General features: G+C 58.2%; 24 protein-coding genes. 9 read left to right on the top strand and 15 right to left on the bottom strand.

All coding sequences use genetic code 11. The features are described from left to right. Positions 1 to 183 precede the first annotated feature (183 nt). Complete coding sequence (gene trhO, locus UB90_RS03875; protein ID WP_009175925.1) at positions 184 to 1077, top strand: oxygen-dependent tRNA uridine(34) hydroxylase TrhO; 894 nt, start codon at positions 184 to 186, stop codon at positions 1075 to 1077. Here the strand turns inward: trhO and UB90_RS03870 are convergent. The 3 genes from UB90_RS03870 to ychF all read right to left on the bottom strand — a co-directional run bounded on the left by UB90_RS03870 (position 1074) and on the right by ychF (position 5219). Further along, positions 1074 to 2762, bottom strand: coding sequence for an O-linked N-acetylglucosamine transferase, SPINDLY family protein (locus UB90_RS03870; protein WP_065326240.1), 1689 nt, complete (start codon positions 2760 to 2762; stop codon positions 1074 to 1076). The two genes, trhO and UB90_RS03870, sit on opposite strands and share 4 nt — an antisense overlap. Positions 2763 to 3043: 281 nt before the next feature. Beyond that, positions 3044 to 3967, bottom strand: a complete 924-nt coding sequence (locus tag UB90_RS03865; RefSeq protein ID WP_065326239.1) for a nucleoside hydrolase — start codon at positions 3965 to 3967, stop codon at positions 3044 to 3046. Between the two features lie 154 nt (positions 3968 to 4121). Then, the gene (gene ychF, locus UB90_RS03860; protein WP_065323410.1) at positions 4122 to 5219 is read right to left on the bottom strand and encodes a redox-regulated ATPase YchF; all 1098 of its coding nucleotides are present in this window, start codon (positions 5217 to 5219) and stop codon (positions 4122 to 4124) included. A 187-nt stretch (positions 5220 to 5406) separates the two neighbouring features. Between ychF and UB90_RS03855 the strand changes: the two genes are divergently transcribed. Further along, entirely contained in the window at positions 5407 to 5919 is a 513-nt protein-coding gene (locus UB90_RS03855; RefSeq protein ID WP_065326238.1) for an acyloxyacyl hydrolase, read from the top strand. Positions 5920 to 6018: 99 nt separating this feature from the next. Continuing rightward, positions 6019 to 6822 carry a tryptophan synthase subunit alpha gene (trpA, locus tag UB90_RS03850; RefSeq protein WP_005620485.1) on the top strand — a complete coding sequence of 268 codons (804 nt, stop codon included), beginning with the start codon at positions 6019 to 6021 and terminating at the stop codon, positions 6820 to 6822. A gap of 53 nt (positions 6823 to 6875) precedes the next feature. Here the strand turns inward: trpA and UB90_RS03845 are convergent, their stop codons facing one another. Next, the gene (locus tag UB90_RS03845) at positions 6876 to 8303 is read right to left on the bottom strand and encodes an ATP-binding protein (protein WP_227512068.1); all 1428 of its coding nucleotides are present in this window, start codon (positions 8301 to 8303) and stop codon (positions 6876 to 6878) included. Positions 8304 to 8780: 477 nt separating this feature from the next. On the opposite strand from UB90_RS03845, the gene UB90_RS03840 reads away from it, so the two are divergent. Next, complete coding sequence (locus UB90_RS03840; RefSeq protein WP_065326236.1) at positions 8781 to 9944, top strand: alpha-hydroxy acid oxidase; 1164 nt, start codon at positions 8781 to 8783, stop codon at positions 9942 to 9944. A 62-nt stretch (positions 9945 to 10006) separates the two neighbouring features. On the opposite strand, the gene UB90_RS03835 is transcribed toward UB90_RS03840, so the two are convergent. Beyond that, a complete protein-coding gene (locus UB90_RS03835) occupies positions 10007 to 11215 on the bottom strand; it encodes an MFS transporter (protein ID WP_065326235.1) in 1209 nt (402 codons plus the stop codon). A gap of 53 nt (positions 11216 to 11268) precedes the next feature. Between UB90_RS03835 and UB90_RS03830 the strand changes: the two genes are divergently transcribed. Together UB90_RS03830 and UB90_RS03825 are read left to right on the top strand one after the other, a co-directional pair. After that, the gene (locus UB90_RS03830; protein ID WP_065326234.1) at positions 11269 to 11901 is read left to right on the top strand and encodes a hypothetical protein; all 633 of its coding nucleotides are present in this window, start codon (positions 11269 to 11271) and stop codon (positions 11899 to 11901) included. A gap of 92 nt (positions 11902 to 11993) precedes the next feature. Next, a complete protein-coding gene (locus UB90_RS03825) occupies positions 11994 to 12623 on the top strand; it encodes a 50S ribosomal protein L25/general stress protein Ctc (RefSeq protein WP_005620497.1) in 630 nt (209 codons plus the stop codon). Positions 12624 to 12884: 261 nt separating this feature from the next. Here the strand turns inward: UB90_RS03825 and UB90_RS03820 are convergent, their stop codons facing one another. Both UB90_RS03820 and UB90_RS22795 read right to left on the bottom strand, forming a co-directional pair. Further along, on the bottom strand, positions 12885 to 13373 hold the full coding sequence (locus UB90_RS03820) for a hypothetical protein (RefSeq protein WP_065326233.1): 489 nt from the start codon (positions 13371 to 13373) through the stop codon (positions 12885 to 12887). Further along, on the bottom strand, positions 13366 to 13557 hold the full coding sequence (locus UB90_RS22795) for a hypothetical protein (RefSeq protein ID WP_065335379.1): 192 nt from the start codon (positions 13555 to 13557) through the stop codon (positions 13366 to 13368). Before UB90_RS22795 ends, UB90_RS03820 begins: the two co-directional genes overlap by 8 nt. On the opposite strand from UB90_RS22795, the gene pth reads away from it, so the two are divergent. Together pth and UB90_RS03810 are read left to right on the top strand one after the other, a co-directional pair. Beyond that, positions 13556 to 14287 carry an aminoacyl-tRNA hydrolase gene (pth, locus tag UB90_RS03815; RefSeq protein ID WP_065326232.1) on the top strand — a complete coding sequence of 244 codons (732 nt, stop codon included), beginning with the start codon at positions 13556 to 13558 and terminating at the stop codon, positions 14285 to 14287. The two genes, UB90_RS22795 and pth, sit on opposite strands and share 2 nt — an antisense overlap. Before the next feature lie 357 nt (positions 14288 to 14644). Continuing rightward, positions 14645 to 14965, top strand: coding sequence for an antibiotic biosynthesis monooxygenase family protein (locus UB90_RS03810; RefSeq protein WP_065326231.1), 321 nt, complete (start codon positions 14645 to 14647; stop codon positions 14963 to 14965). A gap of 63 nt (positions 14966 to 15028) precedes the next feature. On the opposite strand, the gene amt is transcribed toward UB90_RS03810, so the two are convergent. From amt to ihfB, 6 genes are all read right to left on the bottom strand, one after another. Next, positions 15029 to 17473 (bottom strand): ammonium transporter, encoded by a 2445-nt coding sequence (gene amt / locus UB90_RS03805; RefSeq protein WP_065326230.1) that lies wholly within the window; start codon positions 17471 to 17473, stop codon positions 15029 to 15031. Positions 17474 to 17663: 190 nt separating this feature from the next. Continuing rightward, on the bottom strand, positions 17664 to 18923 hold the full coding sequence (gene trpB / locus UB90_RS03800; protein ID WP_009175861.1) for a tryptophan synthase subunit beta: 1260 nt from the start codon (positions 18921 to 18923) through the stop codon (positions 17664 to 17666). A gap of 210 nt (positions 18924 to 19133) precedes the next feature. Then, positions 19134 to 19979, bottom strand: a complete 846-nt coding sequence (locus UB90_RS03795; protein ID WP_065326229.1) for a LysR family transcriptional regulator — start codon at positions 19977 to 19979, stop codon at positions 19134 to 19136. 273 nt (positions 19980 to 20252) lie between these two features. Continuing rightward, positions 20253 to 20900 (bottom strand): phosphoribosylanthranilate isomerase, encoded by a 648-nt coding sequence (locus tag UB90_RS03790; RefSeq protein ID WP_065326228.1) that lies wholly within the window; start codon positions 20898 to 20900, stop codon positions 20253 to 20255. Position 20901: 1 nt separating this feature from the next. Further along, complete coding sequence (locus UB90_RS03785) at positions 20902 to 21252, bottom strand: LapA family protein (RefSeq protein ID WP_005609997.1); 351 nt, start codon at positions 21250 to 21252, stop codon at positions 20902 to 20904. Beyond that, positions 21253 to 21540, bottom strand: coding sequence for an integration host factor subunit beta (gene ihfB, locus UB90_RS03780; RefSeq protein ID WP_005610003.1), 288 nt, complete (start codon positions 21538 to 21540; stop codon positions 21253 to 21255). A gap of 370 nt (positions 21541 to 21910) precedes the next feature. Here ihfB and UB90_RS03775 point away from each other — a divergent pair, with 370 nt between their 5' ends. Beyond that, a complete protein-coding gene (locus tag UB90_RS03775; RefSeq protein WP_065326227.1) occupies positions 21911 to 22564 on the top strand; it encodes a metal-binding protein ZinT in 654 nt (217 codons plus the stop codon). A gap of 114 nt (positions 22565 to 22678) precedes the next feature. Here the strand turns inward: UB90_RS03775 and rpsA are convergent, their stop codons facing one another. Next, complete coding sequence (rpsA, locus tag UB90_RS03770; RefSeq protein ID WP_005610009.1) at positions 22679 to 24355, bottom strand: 30S ribosomal protein S1; 1677 nt, start codon at positions 24353 to 24355, stop codon at positions 22679 to 22681. Between the two features lie 331 nt (positions 24356 to 24686). Further along, the gene (locus UB90_RS03765; protein ID WP_227512070.1) at positions 24687 to 26186 is read right to left on the bottom strand and encodes a KAP family P-loop NTPase fold protein; all 1500 of its coding nucleotides are present in this window, start codon (positions 26184 to 26186) and stop codon (positions 24687 to 24689) included. Positions 26187 to 26226: the final 40 nt, after the last annotated feature.

The raw sequence follows: 26226 nt of genomic DNA, 5'->3' as shown, positions 1-26226 counted from the left end.
ATTAACCAAAAGGAAACTGCGCCCTCGGGACATGCAAGTGCAATCACCCTCTGGGAGATTGTAGCACTTTGCGCCTGTGACTTAATAGTCAGTCAATTGTGCATTTCAGGTGTTTGTTTTTGCGCGAATGCTTGACTTTTTCGCATCTTGCAAAAGGCGGCAACTCGCTCTATCCGCCCTTGTATGTATACCATTGCCGCACTCTATCAGTTCTCCCGTTTCCCCGATCCCGCCGCCCTAAAGCCGGCGCTTCTCGACTTGTGCCTTGCGCAAGATGTGATGGGGTCGCTTCTGTTGGCTCAAGAAGGCATCAACGGCACCATCGCCGGGCCGCGCGCGGGCATTGATGCGGTTCTGGCGCATATCAAATCCCTACCCGGCTGCGCCGATCTGGAATGGAAAGAGGCCAGCGCCGACCATCCCCCTTTTGGCAAAATGAAAGTGCGCCTGAAAAAAGAGATCGTCACCATGGGCCAGCCCAATGTCGATCCGCGCGCCTCTGTCGGCCATTACGTGGAGCCGGAAGACTGGAACGATCTGATCCGTTCTGACGATGTGGTGGTGATTGATACCCGCAATGATTACGAGGTGGCCATCGGTACTTTTGAGGGCGCGATTGACCCTAAGACCGAGAGCTTTCGTGACTTCCCGAACTGGTGGGAAGAGAACAAAGACCGCTTTCACAACAAACGGGTGGCGATGTTCTGCACGGGCGGTATCCGCTGCGAGAAATCCACCAACTTCCTGCTTGGTCAGGGCATCGAGGACGTCTACCATCTGAAGGGCGGCATCCTGCGGTATCTTGAGGAAATGCCACAAGAAAACAGCAGCTGGCAGGGTGAGTGTTTCGTCTTTGATAACCGCGTTTCAGTGGGCCATGGGCTGAAGGAAGGCCCGCACGAACTGTGCCACGGTTGCCGCCGCCCGATCCTGCCCGAAGACAAGTTGCGCCCGGAATTTGAGGCCGGTGTGTCTTGTCACAATTGCATCAATGAGACCAGCGAGCACGACAAGATGCGTTTTCGCGAGCGGCAGAAACAAATCCGGCTGGCCCGCGAACGTGGCGAAGTGGTCTAGGCCCCATCTCCGCCTAGCGACATATGAGCCGGAGCCTCACCTGCGAGGAAACGCGCGTGGCACTTCGTCAGCAGCGCCTCGTAGTTTCGCGTCCAAGTGTTTGTGTCAAAAAGCGTTGAGGCGTGGCGGCATTCTTTTATCTGACGCTTCAGCGCCTGCAGTTCCCTTGTGTCTGTGGCGATACGCACCGCCGCCGCAACGTAGGCCTCTTTACTGTCCGTTGAAAGCTCGGGCACCCCGGCGGCTGACATGATGCTGGTTGCCACACGCGCCGCGAACTGACGCCCGCAGAGCGTCAGCAGCGGCACCCCAGCCCAAAGCGCGTCAGATGCAGTTGTGTGCGCGTTATACGCAAAGCAATCCAGACAGAGATCGACCTGCGCGATCCGCTCAAGATGCTCCTGTTGCGACAAGGACCCGCAAGGTAGGATGCGCGCAGCGTCAATTCCATGGGCCTCTGCGCGGCTTGCCAATTCTGCCGACAGGTCGTTTTTGCCCGCATAAAACAGCAGCACCGAGTTTGGCACCTGCCGCAGAATTTCCATCCATGTCCCGAACTCTGACGGACCCACCTTATGCGGGTGGTTGAAATTGGCGAAAATGAACCTGCCCTCGGGCAGGCCGAACTTTGAGCGCGGGTGCGCGCCCGTTGGCACGACACGCGCATTATTGGTGGGCTGGTAACACCCCGGCATCCGCAGGATCTGCTCGCTGTAATATTGCTCATCCCCTGCTGGAATGGTGATATTGTCGGCGATCATATAGTCCATTTCCGCCATGGCCGTAGTGCCCGGAAAGCCAAGAAACGACACCTGAACCGGGGCCACCCGACGGGCAAATATCATCGGGCGAGAGTCGGTCGTCCTCCCCTTCAGATCCACGGCGATATCCAGGTGATCCCGGCGCGCAAGCTCTGCGGTCTGGATCGGACTAAGCGCGCTTACATCCTGATAGACATCGGCAAAATCGCGAATGATCTGATGCTGTCGGCACCGGGGATCCGGCGTGAAATCATAGACATAGAACTCAAACCCCGCCCGATCATGCGCCTTGAACACCCCTTCCATCAGGTGCATGGTGGCGTGCTCACGAAAATCCGCAGAAAAATATCCGATGCGAATTTTATCGTGGGGCGCGTGTGGTGGCAGCGGTTGCGCCGTAACTTTGGGGGCGCTGAGGCGTGAAAACCTCAGCTGTACCGCCGGATCATCGACGAAGGTCAAAAGCATCAGCGGATCAATTACAAAATCCCCATCCAGAAGCGTCGCCAGCGCGGCATCTTCTTCCTGCTGGTCACCCCATTGCAAATACCGCCGTTTAAGACGAAGCACCCAAGGCAGGGCGAGCACATTCTGTGGATCGCGCGCCAGTGTTTCACTCAACACCGCGAGTGCCTCCTGATCCCGTCCGGCGTCCACCAGACGCAAACCAAACGCCGCAAGAAACACCGGATTCCCCGGCGCAAATTTCAACGCCCTGGCTTGCGCCGCCAATACATCAGCCTGCTTTCCCTGCGTATCGGCGATGGCGCGCGCGAGATAGTGATAGCTGAGCGCCGTCTCCCCTTCTTCGCGCAGCGAACGGAGCAACAAGTGCTTGGCCTCAACGGGGTTGTCACCTTTCAACTGCCTGACCGCATTTACAAAAAGCGGCGGATTAAGGCCTGATGGGAATGCGATGGTCATCGGAGTGTTCACAGCCTGAAACGTTGCACAATGTGCGTCGGGTTTCAGTTCTGTCAGAAATACATTAAAATCTCTTCAAAACGTCACAGATTTCAAAGCCCCCCCAAAGGGGTCGCATCGTCCCTACGACCCGTGCGAAGATATTGCAGAAAAAGAGATTTTTGCAGCGCTCACCTGCGCTGCGGCGGCAAACCCTCTGATGCGCAAGGCAGCCCTATTTGATGCTTTGCGCTTGGCATTCCGGCGAGAGGCATCAGGCCCCTCACCGGTATCGCTTAATCTCAGGGCAGCAAAGACAGCCGCTTTAGGAAGAGCGCCTTTACGGCCTCTGCATCCACGTCCATCGCCACATGGGTATTGCCGCGACCGTCCTCGGCCAGCTGCGTCTTGCCAGAGGTGTCTTCTTCGACCGAAACCCCAAGCTTGACAGCGCGGGTCTGGAACAGATCGGCGTGGGTGCAGGCGATCACCGCTGCGGGATCATGCAGGGAGCAGCCATTGAGGTTTGCAACTTCCTGATAGAACTTGATGTAGAACACGCTCATATCCTTGAGCATGCCACCCAGTTCCGGCGAGCGTTCCTTGATGCCGTCGAAATCTTCCGGGGTGCAGAGGATCTTAAGCGTCACATCCAGCCCAACCATCACCACCTTGCCCGCAGCGGCGGCAAAAACCACCTCGGCGGCGTGGGGGTCGTGGTAGATATTGGCCTCGGCGTGGGGTGTGATATTGCCGCCCGCCTCAAGCGAGCCGCCCATAATGACGATGCGTTTGCAGTTTTTCACAAACTCCGGGTCACGCTGAACGGCAAGGGCGATATTGGTGAGCGGACCCACCGGGCAGACCACCAGCTCGCCTTTGTGTTCGCGCGCCATGCGGATCAGGAAATCGGCGGCCTCTTCAGAAACCGCCTGCCCTTTGGGATCGGCGGCGGGAATGTCACCAAATCCCTCGTCGCCATGCACATGGGCCGAAGGCTCAAACGGCGGCAACACCAGCGGCTTTTCCGCGCCATGCGCGACGGGCAGCTCCAGATCGGCGGCTTCCAGCAAGCGCAGCGCGTTGCGGGTGGCCATTTTGGTGGTCACATTGCCAAAGATGGTTGTCAGCCCCAAAAGCTCGATATCCGGGGCGGCGGCGGCGTAGAAGATCGCCATTGCGTCGTCGATGCCGGGGTCTGTGTCGATGATGAGTTTTGTTGTCATTTTTATACCTACGACTGATTAATCGAGCGGGTGTAGCACTTCTGTTAGCGGCAACTCAAGACTGCCAGCCTTTCGAATACCCGACAACTGTATCAGAAAAATGCCCGCCTTCTTAGGAAGACGGGCACCAGAGTTTTGAACTGTTTGAGCCAGATCAGGTGTTGAACAAAAAGTGCATCACATCGCCGTCTTTGACGATGTAGCCCTTACCTTCTGCCCGCATTTTGCCCGCTTCCTTAGCGCCAGCTTCACCGCCACAGGCCACATAATCATCAAAGGCGATGGTCTCAGCACGGATGAAACCTTTTTCAAAATCGCCATGGATCACGCCTGCTGCCTGCGGCGCTGCGGTGCCAGAGCGAATGGTCCAAGCACGCGCTTCCTTGGGACCGACGGTGAAATAGGTCTCAAGGTGCAACAACTCGTAGCCTGCCCGGATCAACCGGTCGAGCCCAGCCTCTGCGAGACCCATCTCATCGAGGAACATCTGCGCCTCTTCCGGCTCCAACTGGCTGATTTCTTCCTCGATTTGCGCCGAAATGATCACATGCGCGTTACCTTGAGCCGCGGCCATCTCGGCCACTTTGGTGGAATGCGCATTGCCTTCAACGCTCTCGCTTTCGCCGACGTTGCAGACGTAAAGCACCGGCTTGGTGGTCAGAAGCTGCAGCATGGTCCATGCCTTCTGATCCTCGGCATCGACCTCGACCAGACGGGCGGGTTTGCCGTCTTCGAGCATCGCCTGAGCCTCTGCCAGCAGACGGTCCTGCTGTTGGGCTTCTTTGTCGTTGCCCTTGAGTTTACGCACGAGGTTGGCGCGGCGTTTTTCGATGCTCTCAAGATCCGCCAGCATCAGCTCGGTTTCGATGGTGTCCGCGTCCGCAACCGGGTCCACACGACCGTCCACATGGGTGACGTCACCATCCTCAAAACACCGCAAAACATGGGCGATTGCGTCCACTTCGCGAATATTGGCGAGGAACTGATTGCCCAAGCCTTCGCCCTTGGATGCGCCTTTAACAAGGCCCGCGATATCCACAAAAGTCATGCGCGTGGGGATGATCTGCTTGGACTGCGCAATCTCCGCCAGTTTCTCAAGGCGCGCGTCGGGAACCCCCACCTCGCCCACGTTCGGCTCGATCGTGCAGAACGGAAAGTTGGCCGCCTGCGCCGAGGCGGTTTTGGTCAGCGCGTTGAACAGGGTCGACTTGCCGACATTCGGCAGACCCACGATTCCCATTTTAAAGCCCATACCGGCCTCCTGATGCCATTTGGGAGCCAGCACTTAGGCTCTAATGGCTATTTTCGCAAGCGCGCAGCACCGATGACAGACAACGGGCCGACGTTGACCGGCACCCGACACATTCTATTATTATAATTTAACGCACCCCAAGCGCCGGATGCCCCGGCACAGGTCGCCAACAAACAGTGAGGTTTGCATGCGTAAGACGATCTCTGTTTTGACTTTAGTTTCAGCGCTTTTGCATGGTCCGATGCTATTCGCACAGGAGCTCACTTTTGGTTTGGGGTATGCAGATTTCCACGCCGACACTGCCGAGAGTGGTCCCTATTTCTCAGCCGAGTATCTCGGAGTGCGCGATTGGCAATTTCTGGGATTTGATACGGGCTTTGGTCTGGCCGGTCACATCCATGAAACGGGCGACGCCTTTCTGGGCGGCGGATTGCAAGCTCAGCGTCCCTTTGGTCAGGGTTGGTTCATTGAGGCCAGCATCATGCCGGGGCTCTTTTTTGAAAGCTCCTCGCGCAATGATCTGGGCTCCACCTTCGAGATCCGGTCCTTGCTCGGCATCGGGCGTGATTTGCGAGGCGGCAGGCGTCTGTCGTTGGCGCTGACCCATATCTCCAATGCGTCGCTGGGTGACGAAAACCCCGGCCTCAATACCATCTCTTTGCGCCTTCACACGCCCTTGGGCCGAAACCCGCCCGGTTAAAGCGGCGCATCCCAGCAGTCATAGCTGTCGTGCGGGATTGATTTTACCGATAAGTTTCGGCACATCAGACGGGCAACAGAGATCTATAAAGGCCTGCCCATGACCCGCCCCACCACACGCATCGATGCCAAGTTTGCTGAACTCTCTGCCGCGGGAAAGAAGGCCTTCGTGACCTATGTGATGGCAGGCGATCCCGATTATGACACCTCGCTCGAAGTGGTCAAAGGCCTGCCCGCAGCGGGCGTTGATGTGATCGAACTCGGCCTGCCCTTCACCGATCCCATGGCGGACGGCCCTACCATTCAGCTTGCCGGGCAGCGCGCCCTAGAGGCTGGCATGACGCTGGAGCGCACACTGCAGCTCGCCCGGGATTTCCGCAAAGAAGACACCACCACCCCCATCGTTTTGATGGGCTACTACAACCCGATCTATTCGCGCGGCGTCGACACATTCCTGAGCGACGCCAAGGAGGCAGGCATCGACGGGCTGATTGTGGTGGACTTGCCGCCGGAAGAAGACAGCGAACTCTGCCTGCCTGCACAGGCTGCGGGTCTGAACTTCATTCGTCTTGCCACCCCCACCACCGATGACGCGCGCCTGCCGCGGGTGCTGCAGAACACATCGGGGTTTGTCTATTACGTCTCGATCACTGGCATCACCGGTGCCGCCGAGGCAGAAGCCGCCGATGTTGGCCCCGAGGTTGCCCGCATTAAGGCCGCCACCGATCTGCCGATCATCGTGGGCTTTGGCATCAAGACCCCGGAACGTGCTCAGACCATCGCCTCCATCTCCGATGGCGCTGTTGTCGGCAGCGCGATTGTTGCCGAAATCGGCGCGGGCAAATCCCCGGCAGAGGTGCTGGCGTTTGTGAAATCGCTGGCGGATGGCGCGCACGCCGGTTGACCGCACATCATGTGCCATAGGCGGCGACCATGCGCGCCTATGGCAAAGCCCCCCTAAGGGTAGAGCGTCGGCTTACGCTTTGGGCCTTCTTCCGGTCGGAGCGCCCGTGCCATCACACTCAACAGCTTTTGCTTGCGGATCGGCTTGGCGACATGATCGCTCATCCCACTGGCGAGGTAGCTCTTGATCTGATGCACCAGCGCATTGGCGGAAACTGCGATAATCGGCACCGCCTCGCGACCGGAGGCCTGTTCCTCTTGGCGGATCAACGCGGTTGCACAAACCCCGTCCAATAGCGGCATATTGACGTCCATCAGCACCAGATCCGGGCGCTCGCGCCGCCATGCCTTCACTGCTTCTTCGCCATTGTCGACCCAGTGCAGGTCCAAATCGCACTCTCGCAAAATGTGGTGCAGCACCATCCGATTGGTTCGGTTGTCTTCCGCCACCAAGACCTTCCAACGGCGCGCGTTCAGGATTTCCAGCGCATTGTCATCCTGCACATCCAGCAATTTCTGCGCAGGTTCCGCCCTTGCGACCTGAAACGTCGCGCAAAACTCACTGCCATCCCCTTCCGCGCTCCGGCAGGTCAGCGTCCCCCCCATGCGCTCACAAATCTGGCGCGCAATCGCAAGCCCGAGCCCGGTCCCACCATGGCTGCGATGAATGCTCGCATCCGCCTGCATATAGGGTTCAAACAGGCGGTCTGCCTGCTGCGCGGACAGGCCAACCCCGGTATCGCGCACCGTGACAGACAGCAGGAAGGCCCCGTTTCGGGCAGCCTCCATGCTGGCTGATAGCGCAATTGCACCGGCATCGGTGAACTTGACCGCGTTCGACAAGAGATTGGTCAGCACCTGCTGAAACCGGGTTGGATCAATGTTGACCCATGCCACGCCTGCAGCCAATTCTCCCCCATAGAGCGTGGTGAAGCTGAGCCCCTTTGCCTCAATACGTGGCTTGAACTGGCGACACACCAGCTCCATCAGGGCCACCACATCCGTCGGCAGGCGCTCAAGCTCCAGCTTGCCCTCCTCGATCTTCGACAGATCGAGAATATCGTCGACAATGTTCAAGAGCAGCTGCCCACTTTCGCGCAACACGCCTAAGATCTGGGACTGCCCCTCAGCCAATGTGGTATCGGCAAGCGCTGACGCCATGCCCAACACACCATTCAGAGGCGTGCGAATCTCGTGGCTCATTGTGGCCAGGAATTGGGTTTTTGCCGCACTTTCCGCTTCGGCCTCGGCGCGATCACGCGCCAGATCCTCGGTGCGTTCTTTCACCATCCGGTCAACTTGCCGCGCCAGCGACACCAAAGACGCATTTGCCCGGCGCAGCGATTGCGATTTACGCTGCACCGTCTCCTGGAGTTCTTCACGTAGGGCACGCTCACGCGCCAGCTCGGCGCGCAACTCCGCATGACTGGCGTCATCGTCTCGACGCTGTGGAGGGTGGGGATCTTCTGTCGTTACTGTCATGAGGCGATCAACCACAAGCGCGCGCCCTGCCGTCCGCGGCAGTGCCTATCATCCGGCAGGATCGCTTTGCGGTCGGTAAAGGCGAAAAAGCGCCCGCTGCACCGACCTACATCTGCAAACACAACTCTCACGTTGCCTCTACCTCCAACTGACGCTGCTGCCTCGTGGCTGCGGCCCCGGCAAAAATAACCGTTTGGCAGGCATCAGGTCCAAAAATCAAGAAACGACCCCGGTTGCTCTGCAATCGGGGCGGTGCAAATTCAAAGCTGCGCGGTGGTCAGCTGCAGAAACTCCGACAATTCTCCAGAAGTTTCACCCTGATCGGTTCGCGCAGTATGACATAGCGATTCCGGCAGGTGTTAACCGATAAACTTGCACAAAACCGTAAACGCAAGATTACGATGGGCTGGCTTGTCAGGGTAGCTTCATATTGGTAAAAAAACATTACCAGTTCTGCGCAGGTCGAGGAGACAACCGATGCCAGTGATCACCAACATAGACGATCTCAAGCGCATTTATGCGCGGCGTGTGCCGAAGATGTTCTATGATTATGCCGAGAGCGGCTCCTGGACCGAGCAGACCTTTCGCGAAAACACCACGGATTTTGACCAGATCCGCCTGCGCCAGCGCGTTGCCGTTGATATGGCGGGGCGTTCGACTGCGGCGCAGATGATCGGTCAGGATGTGGCAATGCCGGTGGCGCTGGCACCGGTCGGCCTTACTGGCATGCAATGCGCCGACGGCGAGATCAAAGCCGCGCGCGCTGCCGAGGCTTTTGGCGTGCCCTTCACCCTCTCGACCATGTCGATCAACTCAATCGAGGAGGTTGCCGAAGCGACCAGCAAACCCTTCTGGTTCCAGCTTTACACCATGAAGGACGAAGACTACGTCCGCCGCCTGATCGAACGGGCAAAGGCCGCAAACTGTTCCGCACTGGTGATCACGCTTGATCTGCAAATTCTCGGTCAGCGCCACAAGGATCTGAAAAACGGCCTCTCCGCCCCGCCAAAACTCACGCCCAAAACCATCGCCAACCTGATGACGAAATGGGCTTGGGGGATTGAAATGCTGGGCGCGAAGCGGCGCAATTTCGGCAATATCGTCGGCCATGTGGAGGGGATCTCGGATGCCTCCTCGCTTGGGGCATGGACGGCAGAGCAATTCGACCCGTCGCTCGATTGGGGCAAGATCGAAAAGCTCAAGGAGATGTGGGGCGGCAAAGTCATCCTCAAAGGTATCCTTGACGAAGAAGACGCCATAATGGCCGCCAAAGTGGGCGCGGATGCCATTACGGTCTCGAACCACGGCGGGCGGCAGCTGGATGGCGCTCTGTCGTCAATCCGCATGTTGCCCCGGATCATGGACGCGGTTGGCGATCAGGTTGAGGTCCATCTCGACAGTGGCATTCGCTCCGGTCAGGACGTCCTAAAAGCGCTGGCGCTTGGCGCGACCGGCACCATGATCGGGCGGGCCTTTGTCTATGGCCTTGGCGCGATGGGACAAAAAGGCGTCACCCGCGCGCTCGAGGTGATCCACAAGGAACTGGATACCTCCATGGCCCTGTGCGGCGAGAAAAACGTCGCCAATCTGGGCCGTCACAATCTTCTGGTTCCCGAAGATTTCACTGGTCGCTGGGCCTGACGCTCGACGATCTCCCAGCCGGGGCCGTCTCATGGCCCCGGTTGGCAGGCAAGCCAATCAGATCAGGCAATCAGCCCTGACTTGCGAGCATTGGCGCGCAGTGCGGGAACCAGGAATGCTGTGATGCACAGCAGCATGCCCCCCATGAGCGCCAATGCCAGATGCAGTCCAAAAGCCTCCGCCACAAAACCAATAACCGGCGGGCCGACAAAAAAGCCGCAATACCCGATCATCACCAAACGTGAAATCGCGGCCGCCCGCAGATGCGATGGGATCGTCTTGCCCACCCACGCCAATGCGGTGGGACCCACGGTGGACACCCCAAGACCGAGAATTGCAAACCCCGCATAGGCCAAGGATTGCACGGGCGCGAATGCCGCAAGGATCAAGCCCGATGCTGCCAGCGCCGACGCAATCTGCATCAGCTTTCCCTCAGCCACGCGGCGCACCAATTCCTGCCCGGACAGACGACCAATCCCCATCGTAAAGCCAAGGATTGCAGGCCCCAACGCCCCCTCTGCCGCATTGGCGTTAAAGCTGCGCTCCAGATGCAGGGCCGACCAATGCTCTGTGGCTTGCTCTGCGGTGAATGCGATCAGCACGATCAGCCCGGCAAGCGCGATCATCAGCCCCGGCAATGGCACAGGTGCAGCATCGGCGCTTTCACCCGCGCTTTCTGCGGGCACCTCGTCGCGCATGCCCAACGCCAGCAGCGCCGTCACACCCAAGATCCCAATGAAACACCAGATCGGCGGCACACCGGCCTCACGGACGAGGCCCGCGACCAGCGCCGCCAGCGCATATGCCAGCGAGAACAGCCCGTGATTGAGGTTCATCAGGGACCTCCCCGAACGGGCCTCCAGACCGCTAAGACGTGCGTTCATCACCACATCCAGCAGCCCGCCCGCACCAGAGGCCAAGAACATCGCCCCCGCAAATGTCACCCAACTGCCCGCAAGCCCCGGTAACAGAAACGCCGCCGCCAGCAGCAAGGAACAGATGGCCATCGCCGAGGCGCCGAGCTTGCGATCTACCTTTGGGGCCAGCCACATTGCACCCACGGCCCCCGCCGCCCCGATCAGCAATGCCAGACCAAACTCCGCATCGCTCAGCCCGGCGTGTCCTTTTAGCTGCGGCACATAGGCTGCAAAGGCCCCGACACAGAACCCCATGACCACAAAGGCCCGCCCATGCACCGCACTGGTGCGCAAATCTGTCAGCATTTCCATGACCGCGACAATGCACAGTGCGCGCGCTGCCACAATCGCCAAATTGTACTGCTACAGCGCTGGCGCGCGCAGGCGTCTCGGGCTATGCCCGATCTATGCTGATCTTCACGCCGCAAGCTCTTGCATTTGTTGCCGTTCCCAAAACGGGAACCACCGCCATTGAAAAGGCGTTGCGGCCACATGCGGATATTTTGTTTCGAAAATCGCAAAAACACACCTCGGCGCAGCGGTTTCATCGGCGTATCCGCCCCTTTGTGCGGGCGACGTTTGATACATCCCTCGAGAGCTTTGCCGTTCTGCGCGAACCCGAAGACCAAATCCGGAGCTGGTATAAATACCGCTGCCGCGACGAGATCCGCGACAAACCGGAATATGCAGGCCAGCTGAGCTTTAACGACTATGTGGAGGCGCTCCTGTCAGATAGCCCGCCCCCATGCGCCCAAATCGGTAGCCAATACCGCATGCTGAGTGGACGCGGCGGGCGCATTATAGTGGATCACCTCTTTGCCTATGAGCGCTGGGATCAGCTTGAGGCTTTCCTGACTGACAGGTTCGGGCACCGAATCAACTTTGAGCCGCACAATGTCTCGCCCTACGTCAAAGCCGATCTTTCACCCGAATTGCGCAGCAAGTTGCGCGCAGCCCGCCCGGCAGAGTTCGATCTGCACGCCCGCCTAATGGCTGCCGACGGCAAACTGAGACCCAGACAGGAAACCAAGGCAGTTTAGGGCTTTCCAAACAGGGGTTTTCGGTCTAACAGAGCGGCTTCACGCGGGGTGACAGCCTTGGAGGCACCCCCGATTATATATGGAGAATAAAAATGGCGAATGAGATTCCTGATCTCGAGTGCCAGGAACGCGCGGGGACGGGCAAGGGCGCCGCTCGCGCTGCACGCCGTGCGCACATGGTTCCTGGTGTTGTATTTGGTGGCGACGCAGACCCGCTGGCGATCCAGATCCCTTACAACGTCCTGCTGAAGCGCCTGAAAGCTGGCCGCTTTAAGTCGACCCTGTTCAACCTCAAGGTTGAAGGCCACGACGATGTACGGGTGATCTGCCGCGACGTTCAGCGTGACGTTGTCAAAGACCTGCCCACTCACTTCGACCTGATGCGCCTGCGCCGCACCTCGAAGATCAACCTCTACATCCCCGTTGAGTTCATCAACGAAGAAGAGTGTGTTGGTCTGAAGCGCGGTGGTGTTCTGACCGTTGTGCGCGCCGAAGTCGAGCTGATCGTAACCGCCGGTGACATCCCGGAGAAACTGACCGTCGATCTGACCGGCAAAGCCATCGGCGATGTGATTCACATCTCGGACGTCACCCTGCCCGAAGGCGCAAAGCCGACCATCGACCGTGACTTCGTGATCGCGAACATCTCTGCACCGTCCGGCCTCAAAGCTGCAGACGACGAAGCAGAAGGTGAAGAAGCCGAGGAAGCAGCAGCGGAATAATCTGCTGCAGCCCCTTTGGGTTTTGAAGATCAAACGGGTCCCTCACGGGACCCGTTTTTCGTTGTGACGTTATCGTTGTGACAAGGAGACCAAAGCGCAGCCGCGCCGCACAGAGGTGTATCAAGCACTCTGCCAAGCAGGCCAACGTCCAGTTCAGATTTCACACTGACGAAATCTCAGAATTGCCAAATCACACGATGGCCCGCGCGCATCATGTGATCTGGCGAAGCAGGAGCAGCCTCGAAAGTCTTACGGGTCGGTTTACGGACCCTGGTAATCGGCCAAGGTTCCGCCAGCGACCAAATGGCTCAGAAGCATCTCACGCGCATAGCGATCACGCTGCTTGATGGCAGCGGCCTCCTTCGCGGTCAGTTCGCGACGTTCAAACCCCTGTTTCTCAAGGCAATCATCCACCGCATTCAGCGCGCCTTGGCTGCGGGTGTGATCCTCGCCCGAGGCTGCAATGATGGCGCCTGGAAGAATACCGAGAAAGATCATTGAGGCGATATAGCTCGACGTGACCGCCGCTTTTGCGCCTTTGGGGCCTTGTGGCGCACAAAACTCCAGTGATTGCCGCGCCTCAAATACGGTGCTGCCGGTCTTTGTGGGCACTGAGGGCAACGGTTCCACGGCCGCGCACCCCACCAACAGTGATGCGCTGAGCAGCACAGCCCCCGTTAGCCGCCATTTGCGCGCAGGAACTTCAGTGCTCGACACCGAGCCGTGTTTTGAATTGACTGTTTTATTCATAATGCCCCTCTTCAAATCCCATGCGCACCAAGTGCCCAGTTTTATCAATTGTCAGCCCTCGCAACGTGGTAAGGCTGATTTGTGGCAAGATCCGCACCATAGGGTGTTTATCACCCCTGCACTGGATTTCCCGCAGAAAAAAAGGCATCACTGCGCCAAAATACCTAGCAGGAAAGCGGCGCATGAAACTCTTCGTAGGTCTCGGCAACCCTGGCGCAAAATACGCGGGCAACCGTCACAACATCGGCTTCATGGCGCTGGATCAGATCGCCTCTGATCACGGGTTTTCACCGTGGAAATCCAAATTTCAGGCACAAATGAGCGAGGGCACTCTGACCGGTGAGAAGGTGATCTTGCTGAAACCACAGACCTTCATGAACAATTCCGGTCAATCCGTGGGGGAAGCGCTGCGATTTTTCAAGCTCACCCCTGCAGATGTGGTGGTCTTTCATGACGAGCTTGATCTTGCGCCCGGCAAGTGCCGGGTCAAACAGGGCGGCGGTCATGCGGGCCACAATGGCCTGCGTTCGATACACGCTCATATTGGTGCAGATTACGCACGCGTGCGTCTGGGTGTTGGGCATCCGGGGCATAAGGACGCTGTCGCAGGCTATGTGCTGCGTGATTTCCCAAAGGCCGATCAGGGCTGGCTGGACGATCTGCTGCGCGGCCTGTCCGATGGCGCGCAATCGCTCGCGACCGGTGACAGCGGACGTTTCATGAATGCTGTCGCCCTGCGGGTCGCCCCGCCGCGCAGTTCCACCGGCGAAGGCGCAGGCGCGCGCAAGAAAACACAACAAGAGCGACCGGGGGCCTCGCCAGTTCCGGCCAAAGGCGCATCCGGTGATGCCCCCGCATCGGCGCCAGACGATGCCCGCAGCCCAATGCAAAAACTCATCGACAAGTTCAAATAGCACGATCTGCGCTCCAAACGGGCGCAGACGCTTCTGGTGCAGGCATTCTCCAACCCTTGCCCAGAGCGCGGATGGAGCCCCTTGGATCTTTTAAAATCAAACATATACCTTAGCCCCAACAAGAGACATGAGGCTCTTACTTGATCCGCGCCGGTATTTGCGTTTAGTGAAACCTGCCGCCAGCAAGGTACGATGTCCGTACACGCTAGCCCCACATCCGCAGATCTGCGCGCCCAGCCTTCGAGCTGAGGGTGGGAAACCGTCGGGCGCAGCGCATCATATGACCCCTTCTCGCGCCCTGCCAAAAGCTGTGATTCAGGTTTTGGCACAGCGCTTTAGCAAGACTGGACATCACGCATGAGCTACATCGCCATGAACCGCTTCAAAATTCGCCCCGGCCGCGAGGCTGATTTTGAAACTATTTGGAAAAACCGCGAAAGCCGCCTGAACGAAATGCAGGGATTTCGCGAATTTCGCCTGCTGAAAGGCCCGCAGAACGAGGAATACACCCTCTATTCCAGCCACGTGATCTGGGATAGCCGCGCCGATTTCGAGGCATGGACCAAATCCGAACAATTCCGCGCGGCTCATCGCAATGCTGGCAAACGAGAAGGCGAAAGCCCGATCCTTGGTGCGCCGCAATTTGAGGGTTTTGAAACCGTATTGCAGCAAAAGTAACCACGATCTCCAGCCCCCTGTCTCGCCGATTTGATGAGACAGGGGGCACGCAATTGCCTGCGCCTAAACGCTGCCAGCCCTCTTCTCAGTCTTCCCCTCGACCGACGCATGCGGTCGTCGTTGCGCCTCTTGCGCCAACCAATCCGCATCCCGATCCGCCTCATCCTCTTTTAGGGCAAAGCGCTCTACTGATGTGGTCAACTCATCAGAAAGCAGATTGATCGCATTCGCCTCATCCGCAAGCAGCACAGATTGCGCCGCACTTTCTCGCGCATCCTCCTGCAGATCGCTGGCCGTGGCCGCGTTCCGCGACAAGCGTTCCTCATTCTGAGTGGCATTACTGCGCACGGTTTCTGCCCGTTGCTGCACGTCTTGGATGGACTGTGTCACTGTCTGCGCACTGCTGGATGCGCTTGTCATACGTTCAGACACACGCCCTGCCGCACGACGCTGGCTTTCAACCTCGCTGGTGATGCCCTCAACCGACGCATGGATGGCCTGCATCAATTCGGTAATGCCGGAAATCACTGTCGAGGCGTCATCGGACTGGTTGCGCATATGAGAGATCCGCTGCCGGATTTCCTCCGCCGCTTTGTCCGTTTCGGCGGCCAGACTTCGCACCTGCCCCGCAACAATCGCAAACCCTTTGCCTGCATCGCCTGCACGCGCGGCTTCAACCGCAGCGTTGATGGCCAGCATATTGGTTTGCATAGTGATTTTCTGGATAAGCCCAACCACGGCCTCAATCTCTTCTGAGGCTTTGGAGAGCGCGTGCATCGTCTCGACCGCCTCGCCGGACAGGACATTGGCCTCATTGGTGACCCCACTGGTCGCACTGGCATTGCCTGAAATCTGACTGATAGAATTCATCAGTTCAGCGATCGCGTCTGACACGGCTGTGACCTCATCCGACATGCCTTCTGCACTGCTGGCAATCCGGGTCATCTCCGACAGGATTTGTTCGGCAATCTCGCGATTGTTGCGCGCCTGTCCTGCCACTTCGCCAGAGCTTTTGCTGACCGCGCCAGTCAGCGCACCGGACTTCTCAGCACCATCGCGAAACGCGACGGACAGGGACTCCAGCCCCGATGAAGAGCTTTTCATCCGACGCGCGTTTTCGCGAATATCGCAGACCAGATCGTGCACCTCATCGATGAACGGATTGAATAACGCTGCAAGTTCCGCTGCTTCATCTCCGGTGCTCTCATCCAGCCGACGGGTCAGATCAACGCCATTTTGCGTCATTGCCTCAAGTTGCTTTTGAAGCGCGCCGGTTCCCAGAGTTGCACCATGTTCTGTACTGTTGAGCCCGATCATCTCGTCCTCACGTGGCACGCGGATGTCGAATGTCAAATCAATGGCCTTGAAGAACAGCCAGCTGAGACCAAAGGCCCAGACAAAAACCAGCGCCACGCCCTCCAGTTGCACAAGTGCCTGCGCGCCCGCGCTCTCCATCGTGAGTTTTCCGGGCATCGCAAAAAAGGAGAGCGCGATTGTGCCAAACGCACCGCAAACCCCATGAACGGAGACCGCGCCGACCACATCGTCCAGCTTCAGGATATTCTCCATCACCCATTCAGAGGCAACGACCACGATCCCTGCCCCGGCCCCAATCAGAACCGCCCCTTGCACAGTGACTGCGTCACACCCAGCCGTGATGGCCACCAGCCCAGCAAGACTGCCGTTTATTGGGCGATGCGGAACATTGACGGGGTCGATGAGACGGCCCGAAAATATCCCCGTGACGCCGCCAAAACAGGCCGCGAGCAGCGTATTCAGGACAATATGCGCAAAATCCGGACTGGCCGCAGTAGTAGAGCCACCGTTAAAGCCAATCCAGCCGACCCAGAGGATAATCGCGCCCCCTGTTGCCAGCACATAGCTATGGCCGTGCAGGGTATTGGCGCTGCCATCGGCGTTGAACTTGCCGATACGTGCGCCCAGTACAACCACGCCAGCCAGCGCAACCCACGCCCCAACCGAATGCACCACGGTCGAGCCGGCAAAATCAATGAACCCCTTGTCCGCCAGATAGGCCGCGTTCTCGCCATTCAGCAAATTGCCCCACGCCCAGTGGCCGCTCACAGGGTAGATCAGCAGACCGATGAACAAGGCCGCCGCCACATAGACGCCATACCGCATCCGTTCTGCCACCGCACCGGACATGATGGTGGCCGCGGTACCTGCAAAGACCGCCTGAAACACAAAAAACGTGTATTGCCAGTCATCTGCCTGCTGGAACGCAAAATTATCGGTGCCAAACCAGCCACCGTAGGACACACCAAACATCAACCCGAACCCCAGCACATAAAAGGCGCTGACCGACACAAGGAAATCGGTGATGTTCTTTTGCGCAACGTTGATGCTGTTCTTGGACCGCGCCATACCCGCTTCGACAAGAAGAAAGCCAAGCTGCATCAAGAACACCAAAGCAGCGGCGATGATTGTCCACATATGGTCTGCCGCAAGCTGAAGTTGCTGAACGGCCTGCAAGGTGTCTTGCTGCATGAAAAACCTGAGAATTAGCTACACGAAACGCTGCTCAGGATGGCGCGGGCAGTCATAACAGCAAGTAAAGCGGCTCACCCCGTCGCGGGTGACAGGTCCCGATTTTACGGTTTGCACCGTCAAAACCACAAAAAAAGACGCAGCCCCGCGGCTGCGCCTCTGAATCTGGTCCGATCTTATGGGGCGATGATCACTCTTCGAGATCACGGCCTTCTTCAGTGTCGGACATGTCAAAGCCAAGGTGACGCGCGACGGTGAAGATGTCCTTGTCGCCGCGACCACACATATTCATTACGATGATGTGGTCCTTGGGCAGGGTCGGCGCGATCTTCATCACATGTGCAAGCGCGTGGCTCGGCTCCAGCGCCGGGATGATGCCTTCCATCGCACAAGACAGCTGGAACGCCTCCAGCGCTTCTTTGTCGGTGATCGACACATATTGCGCGCGGCCCGTCTCATGCAGCCACGCGTGCTCGGGCCCGATGCCCGGATAGTCCAGACCGGCCGAGATCGAGAACCCCTCAAGGATCTGCCCATCATCGTCTTGCAGCAAATAGGTACGGTTTCCGTGCAGGACGCCCGGACGGCCGCCGGTGAGGGAGGCGCAATGTTCCATCTTCTCGTCTACGCCTTTGCCACCCGCCTCGACGCCGATGATATTCACGGACTTATCGTCAAGGAACGGATGGAACAGCCCCATCGCGTTTGAGCCGCCACCGATGGCTGCAACCAAAGTATCAGGCAGACGCCCTTCGCCTTCTTGCTCGGCCAGTTGCCAGCGCACTTCCTTGCCGATCACCGACTGGAAATCACGCACCATCGCCGGATAAGGATGCGGGCCAGCCACCGTGCCGATACAATAGAATGTATCGCGCACATTGGTCACCCAGTCACGCAGCGCATCATTCATCGCATCTTTCAGCGTCCCACGACCAGAGGTCACGGGGATCACTTCGGCGCCCAGCAGGCGCATGCGGAACACGTTGGGGGCCTGACGGCGCACGTCATGCGCGCCCATGTAGACGACGCATTTCAAACCGAACTTGGCACAGACCGTGGCAGTGGCAACCCCGTGCTGGCCAGCACCGGTTTCCGCGATGATCCGGGTCTTGCCCATGCGGCGCGCCAGCAGGATCTGCCCGAGCACATTGTTGACCTTATGCGCGCCGGTGTGGTTCAGCTCGTCGCGCTTCAGATAGACCTTGGCGCCACCCAGATGCTCGGTCAGGCGCTCTGCAAAATAAAGTGGGCTTGGACGGCCCACGTAGTTTTTCCACAGATCGTCCATCTCGGCCCAGAAGTCCGGGTCCACCTTGGCCTTCTCATATTCTTCTTCGAGGCTCAGGATCAGCGGCATCAGCGTTTCGCTGACAAAGCGACCGCCAAAAATGCCGAAACGACCATTTTCGTCCGGCCCATTCATGAAACTGTTGATGAGATCTTCGGCCATGGGTGGTGTCTCCGTCTTCCGTATGCGCTGGTTCTAAAGCGCATTTAGAACAAGAGAAACAGATTTCTCGGCAATTTCCGCCTCCGACCCGTGGAAAGCAAGGTTTCAGAGTGGTTTCGCTTCGGGCGCGCGCGGCGCCAAGCCCAACGGCACGATGGGCTTCCCAAGGGGAAGCACAAGAGCGGGCGGGAGCCTCCGCCTCCTCCGGCGTCAAGCTCCTATGGGGCGCAGGGTGGTATCGGTCAGCACAGCAGCGATCCCCTCTAGCGCAGCCCGCACAGGTGGGTCATGCCGACCGTCGTGATGGCAGACCAGCCACTCCACATGCGAGAGTTCCACTATTTCTGGACCAACTTGCTGCAACGCCGGAAACATGGCGGCCGCAAACCTAGGCAAAACCACCTGCCCCACTCCGGCACATGCCAGATCAACCAACATGCGCGGGCTACGCGCCGTAGCCGCGACCTCGCCGCCATGGTGGGCCCAGACCCATCTTGCGGATGGCGTTTTTGCGTGGCGCTCAGGCAAAGCGACATAGCCTCGAACCTGATCAGTGATCGCGTAAATCGCATAGGTGATCGACCCAGTACAACGCCCAGCCAGCCACGCCTGTTCAGGACGCTGGTTTCGTATGCCGATATCTGCGCCACGCCGCGCAATATCCAGCCGCGTATCAGCCTCCAGAAAGGCCGGGCGCCACTGAGCATCCTCCTGCCAGAACCGCGGCAACTGCTGCGCCAGAAAAGCCGAGGTCCAACTGCCCGCGGTAATGCGAACTTCAGCCATCAGAGGCGTCGTAACCATCCGCCGTAGACGTTGCGCTTCCGCCTGAAACGCGCGGGTCTCGCCCAGAAATGCCCGGCCCTGCGCAGTCAGGCGATAGCCATGCGAGCCACGCTCAAACAAATGCACTCCGATCTGAAACTCCAGCGCCCGCATGCGACGGCTGAGGGTTGGCACACTCACTCCGCTTTGCCGTGCAACCACTGCCAAGCCGCCCGCCTGAGCGATGCGTGCAAAAAGGTCAAGATCATCAAGCGATGGACTCTTTTTCATTTTTGAAACTCTGATTTCAAAGACGCCCACTCAAACATCAAGAAAACATCAGCAATCCTGCCGCCATCTTATCACAAATGAAAGCCATGCGGGATGTTTTTGATCTATACGCAACCGCGATCGCCGCGCTCGACCGAACACAGCAATTGGCAAATCGAACGGCACAGGGTGCGACGTCGCCTTGCCAGCTATCGCAAACGGAAAAGACGCCTGTTGCGCCTCAGAGCGCTCAGATGGGTCAAGAAAGGACTGAAATTGAAACGGTAAGCCCTGTCAGACGGCCTGCGCGGCCTCGACAAACGCGCGCATAAGATCCGCATCTTTCTGCGCCGGCGCAGTTTCGACACCTGACGCCACATCGACCTGACGCGCGCCCGTCTTGCGGATGGCCTCAGCGACATTCTCAGGCGTCAGACCACCGGCCAACATCCAAGGCGCTTGCCAGTATTTCTTGCCCGCCAGCAGCTGCCAATCAAAGGTCACTCCATTGCCACCGGGGAGCTTTGCGCCCTTTGGCGCTTTGGCGTCGATCATGATCTGGTCTGCCACCTGCGCATAAAGATCGATGGGCGCCAGATCCGCCGCCTCCGCCACACCGATGACCTTCATCACCGGCAACCCGTAGCGGGACTTGATCTCTGCCACGCGCTCCACGCTCTCCTGACCGTGCAACTGGATCATATCAAGCGGAACCGAACCGGTGATCGCGTCCAGATCGGCATCGGTTGGGTTCACAACCAGCCCGACCTTGGCAAGCCCCACCGGAGCCTCTGACGCCAAGGCAGCCGCCTGCGCGATCGAGACCGAGCGCGCTGATTTTGCAAAGAAATTCAGGCCAACATAGGCTGCACCCGCAGAGGCCGCAGCCTCCATATCGGCGCGGGTTTTCATGCCGCAAATCTTGACCCTGATCTCAGCCATATCAGGAAGCGTCATCCAGAAGCGCGAGGACCTCGTCCTTGCCTTCGTGCTTTTGCCGTTTCAGACGCTTCACTTCACGCGAGAGCTTTTTGACTTCGCCATGTTTGACGCGCGCATCACGGCGGTGTTTGTGCTCGCGCAGGTACTCAAGCACGTAACCAAGCGCGACACCAAGGGCCAGCCCGCCCAAGACGACAACAAACAGAGGCAGCGTAATGGAAGGGTTGAACCCCACCAATTCCGCCAGCGCCTCTGGCATAAGTTTCAGACTCACGAGGCCGCGGTTGGCGAGGCTGACGGAGACAAGCACCACCGCCAGAACGCCCCATACGGCATAGCGAATGTAACGCATTTACTCTTCTTTTCCGTTCAATCGATCCCGGAGCAGCTTGCCAGTCTTGAAGAAAGGCACATGCTTCTCTTCCACATGAACCGTCTCACCGGTGCGCGGGTTGCGCCCGACACGGGCATCGCGCTTCTTCACGGAGAACGCGCCAAAGCCGCGCAATTCAACCCGGTCACCGCGCGACATCGCGTTGGTGACCTCCTCAAAGACCGTGTTGACGATCCGCTCTACATCCCGCTGATACAGGTGTGGGTTTTCGTCTGCAATCTTCTGAATCAGTTCCGAACGGATCATGCGTATGGACCTCCCAAAGCCGCCTATCTGTGCCGCTGTGACATCAAGGATGCCCTCACTATAGGAAGAAAACCCTTCTACGCAAACAGGTTAGAAAGGGGCTCGGCAGGAAAATGATCCAGAGCCCGTGAAAACACACGGCTTACCCCTTTATTATAGCGCCCATGCGGGGCCGGAGCCGCCCTAAAACACCATCATCCGCCGATGCAATCTCATCTGCCGGTGAACGATTCGCACCCGTATCCGCCGAACCGTCGCGATTTGCGGAAACCAGCTACGTGATGGCGCGGATCACAAGTCACCCTTGCGGCCCCATCAGACTCTCAATAATTGTTACGTTATTACATCTCGAATCAAAGGACCTCACACAATGACACGTCTTTCACGCGGTGCTTTTGCACTTATGGCCTCTGTGGCGATCAGCATTTCCAGCCCCGTCATTGCCGGGTCGAAGCATGATCATTCTCATGATCACGCGCATTCTCATGACGAGCAGATCTACAAAGGGTACTTTGAAGACAGCCAGATTCAGCCGCGGACGCTGGCAGACTGGGAAGGCAACTGGCAATCGATTTACCCGCTTCTCGTGGACGGTACGCTCGACCCGGTGCTCGCACATAAGGCCGAGCACGGCGAAAAATCGGCCGAAGAATATCGCGCCTATTACGAGACCGGTTACGGCACAGATGTGGACGCCATCAAGATTGACGGCCAGACCGTCACCTTCACCGCAAACGGCGAGAGCTATGGCGGCGAATATGTCTCCGATGGCTATGAAGTGCTGACCTACAAAAAAGGCAACCGGGGTGTGCGCTTCATCTTTAAGAAAGAGGGCGGCGACGACAAGGCGCCCGCCTTCATTCAGTTCAGCGACCACAACATCGCACCAAAGAACGTCAGCCACTACCACCTCTACTGGGGTGATGATCGCGCTAAGGTGCTGGAAGAGCTGACAAACTGGCCGACCTACTACCCAGCAAGCTACAGCGGTGACGATATCGTCCATGAGATGATCGCACACTAATTTGCGCTTTAGGGCACCCCCGTCTGAGGGTGCCCTTCCCAGACTTACCTCACACAACGAAAAAGCCCCGCAGGATCGCTCCTGCGGGGCTCTCTTGATCTTTATAAGAACGAATTAGTCGTTCTTCAGCGCTGCGCCAAGGATATCGCCGAGGGACGCGCCGGAGTCGGAAGAACCGTACTGTTCCACGGCTTCTTTCTCTTCTGCGATCTCGCGTGCCTTGATCGACAGACCCAGACGACGGGTCTTGGAGTCGATGTTGGTGACGCGCACGTCGATCTTGTCGCTGACGGAGAAACGCTCAGGGCGCTGGTCCGCACGATCACGGCTGAGGTCGGAGCGGCGGATGAAGGACTTCATGCCTTCGTATTCCACCTCAATACCACCGTCTTCGATCGCGGTCACTTCCACGGTCACGATGGAGCCACGCTTCACGCCGCCAACGGCGTCTGCGAACTTGTCACCGCCCAGGGCTTTGATCGAGAGGGAGATACGCTCTTTTTCAACATCCACTTCGGAGACAACGGCCGAAACCATGTCGCCTTTGCGGTAGTTCTGGATCGCATCTTCGCCACGCTCGTCCCAGCTGAGGTCGGAGAGGTGAACCATGCCGTCGATGTCGCCGTCGAGGCCGATGAACAGACCGAATTCGGTGATGTTCTTGACTTCGCCTTCGACCTGAGTGCCCTCGGGGTGTGTTTCTGCAAACACTTCCCACGGGTTGCGCATGGTCTGCTTGAGGCCCAGGGACACGCGACGCTTGGCGCCGTCGATTTCCAGAACCATGACGTCCACTTCCTGCGAGGTGGAAACGATCTTGCCGGGGTGCACGTTTTTCTTGGTCCAGGACATCTCGGAGACGTGGACCAGACCTTCGACACCGGGCTCCAGCTCAACAAATGCACCGTAATCGGTGATGTTGGTGACGCGACCCTTGTGGACGGATTCCAGCGGGTACTTGGCGCCAACCAGATCCCACGGATCTTCCTGCAGCTGCTTCATGCCGAGGGAGATACGGTGAGTCTCTTTGTTGATCTTGATGACCTGAACCTTGACGGTTTCGCCAATGGACAGGATCTCGGAGGGGTGGTTCACACGGCGCCATGCCATGTCGGTGACGTGCAGCAAGCCGTCAACACCGCCGAGGTCAACAAACGCACCGTATTCGGTGATGTTCTTGACCACACCGTCCACGGCCTGACCCTCGGAGAGGTTGCCGATAACTTCGGCACGCTGCTCGGCGCGGGACTCTTCGAGGATGGCACGACGGGACACAACGATGTTGCCACGACGACGGTCCATTTTCAGGATCTGGAACGGCTGCTTCAGACCCATCAAGGGGCCTGCGTCACGCACGGGGCGCACGTCAACTTGCGAGCCGGGCAGGAAGGCCACGGCGCCGCCGAGATCGACGGTGAAGCCACCTTTGACGCGACCGAAGATTGCACCTTCGACGCGCTGGTCGTCTGCGTATGCTTTTTCCAGGCGGTCCCATGCTTCTTCGCGGCGCGCCATCTCGCGGGAGATAACAGCTTCGCCACGGGCGTTTTCAGCGGCGCGCAGGTAGACTTCTACCTCGTCACCAACGGAAACTTCAGGAGCTTCACCGGGGTTTGCGAATTCTTTGAGTTCGACGCGACCTTCCATCTTGTAGCCGACGTCGATGATGGCCTGACCGGCCTCAATGGCAATGATCTTGCCTTTGACAACGGAACCCTCTTCGGGGGTGTCCATTTCGAAGCTTTCTTGCAGGAGGGCTTCGAATTCCTCCATCGATGTTGTTTGAGCCATGTGGTCTCAGGTTTCCTTTACAGAGTTTTGCTGGCCGAGTGGTTGTCTCCACCGGTCTGAACAGGGTTGGTCGGTTCAAAGCGCGAATCGCGGGCGGGGGCGGAACCACAAACAAACACAAAGGGCCGAGGTATGCCCCGACCCTGCTCCGTCCGTCCTGGTGCGTTTTCGCATCTCTGTTGACAAGGCGGCTTATAGGCGGTTTGGGCCTTGCTGGCAAGGGCAAGGTTGCGGCTGGCCACACCCCGGCGAAGGCCCGCCTTCTCGTCCGGCCTTCAACCCGATTAGTGCATGACCTTCCCGGTGAGAAAGAGCATCACGCCTGCCCAATTCAGGCCCTATCTTCGGGAGTGACTTCATAACGATGCAGGGCGTTCAAGACGTTTTCGTGTTCTGGTATGTAGCGTTCCGACAAAAAGTATAAACGGAGAATTTCCACGTCAAAGATAGAACATAGATCACTACCTCGAAGAAAATCAGCTAGCGCTTGGTCGTCGACGTTGGCCTTGCGAAGCGCAGCAAAGCTCTCATTCGCTAGTACCTGAACTCGTTTTATATCTGTATGGTGAACACTGCGTAGCGCATTATTTGTCAGTTGCTGAAATGTTCTCTCTGACATACGTGAACGCGGTAACTTCTCAAAGAACTGGCCTTGAACCGGCGTCATTCGCGTATCTTGATACGCATCCCGAAACGCCAACCAAACCAGCAACGCGTAATCTAATGGTTGCTCAGGGTAGCATCGAAGCGCCAACTCGATCCGGCGATACACCCGATTAATCTGCCGCATGGACAATCCACTCGACGGGGCCAACTCCCCCGCCAGCCGGGCGGCGCGTTCAATCGTGAACTCATCACCCTCGCCAAACGGCGTCAAATGACCGGCTTCGCTCAGCCCTTTGAACAGTTCCTCCGCCGCCCCTGCAATCACTTCCTTGGTGTCCGGCAGCTTCAGGCGAATGTCGATGAATTTGTCCAGATACCGCTCCCCGGCCTTCATCGCACCAAACCGATGCGCGGCGAGCCCTTCGAGGTACTCGTCATTCACAAACAGGCAGAACACAAAACCATCGTGCGCAAAGACCAGTTTCATCGCCTCAAGAAACGCAGTTGCGTAGTCCGGGTGACAGCGGTCCAACTCATCCACCATGACGATCACGCGACCCTCTTCACTCTCCCCGGTCAGCGCATCCCGCAAGGCGCTCATCTGGGCGGGAAACGCCTCGGTCCGCATCCGCTCCGCTGCAATCTGCGACACAACTAAGTCACCTGCCGCCTCTGACAGCCCGTCGCCAAACTCTTTGGTCGCATCTTTCAAAGCCTTGTTGCTTTCCCCGAGCGCGTCCACCGCCTTGCCCGTCATCGCATCGAAGATCTCTTCAGCCCCTTGCCGCAGCCCGACACGCAAAACAGTCCGAAGCGCCAACCCGCCGTATTTCCGTCCCTTCTCAACGAGTTTCTTCCCCGTCGAGGTTTCGCCCTCCGGCAACGCATCCACCAATGCCCCAATAAAGGTCAGCACGGGATCTCCCGAATGATCCGACAGATGCGCGTCGATCTCGATCACGACCTCCTCTTGCTGGCGTAAATGCTCAGCCCAGTGCTTGCGAAAAAAGGTCTTGCCCCGCCCGTAGCCAGCTTCGATCGAGATGACCTTGGTATCGTCTTTCACCGATTTGACCAGCGTAGTGAAGGTCTCACCGACCTCCTTATATCCGAGGGTATCCCCCTCCCAAGCCACCTTAGGCTCTTCGTTCGTATCCAATGCCCTGCCCAATCCGTCTTTTTTCAAATCTCCGTACAGACTATCGCCGCGCGCAACGGTGAACAATCTCCGCCACACTCCCATTCTCTTCTGCGTGGACGTGCTG

Source organism: Tritonibacter mobilis, assembly GCF_001681715.1.
GTDB lineage: Bacteria > Pseudomonadota > Alphaproteobacteria > Rhodobacterales > Rhodobacteraceae > Epibacterium > Epibacterium mobile.
The sequence above is the reverse complement of the archived record's forward strand: the minus strand, read 5'-3'. Positions and strand labels throughout refer to the sequence as shown.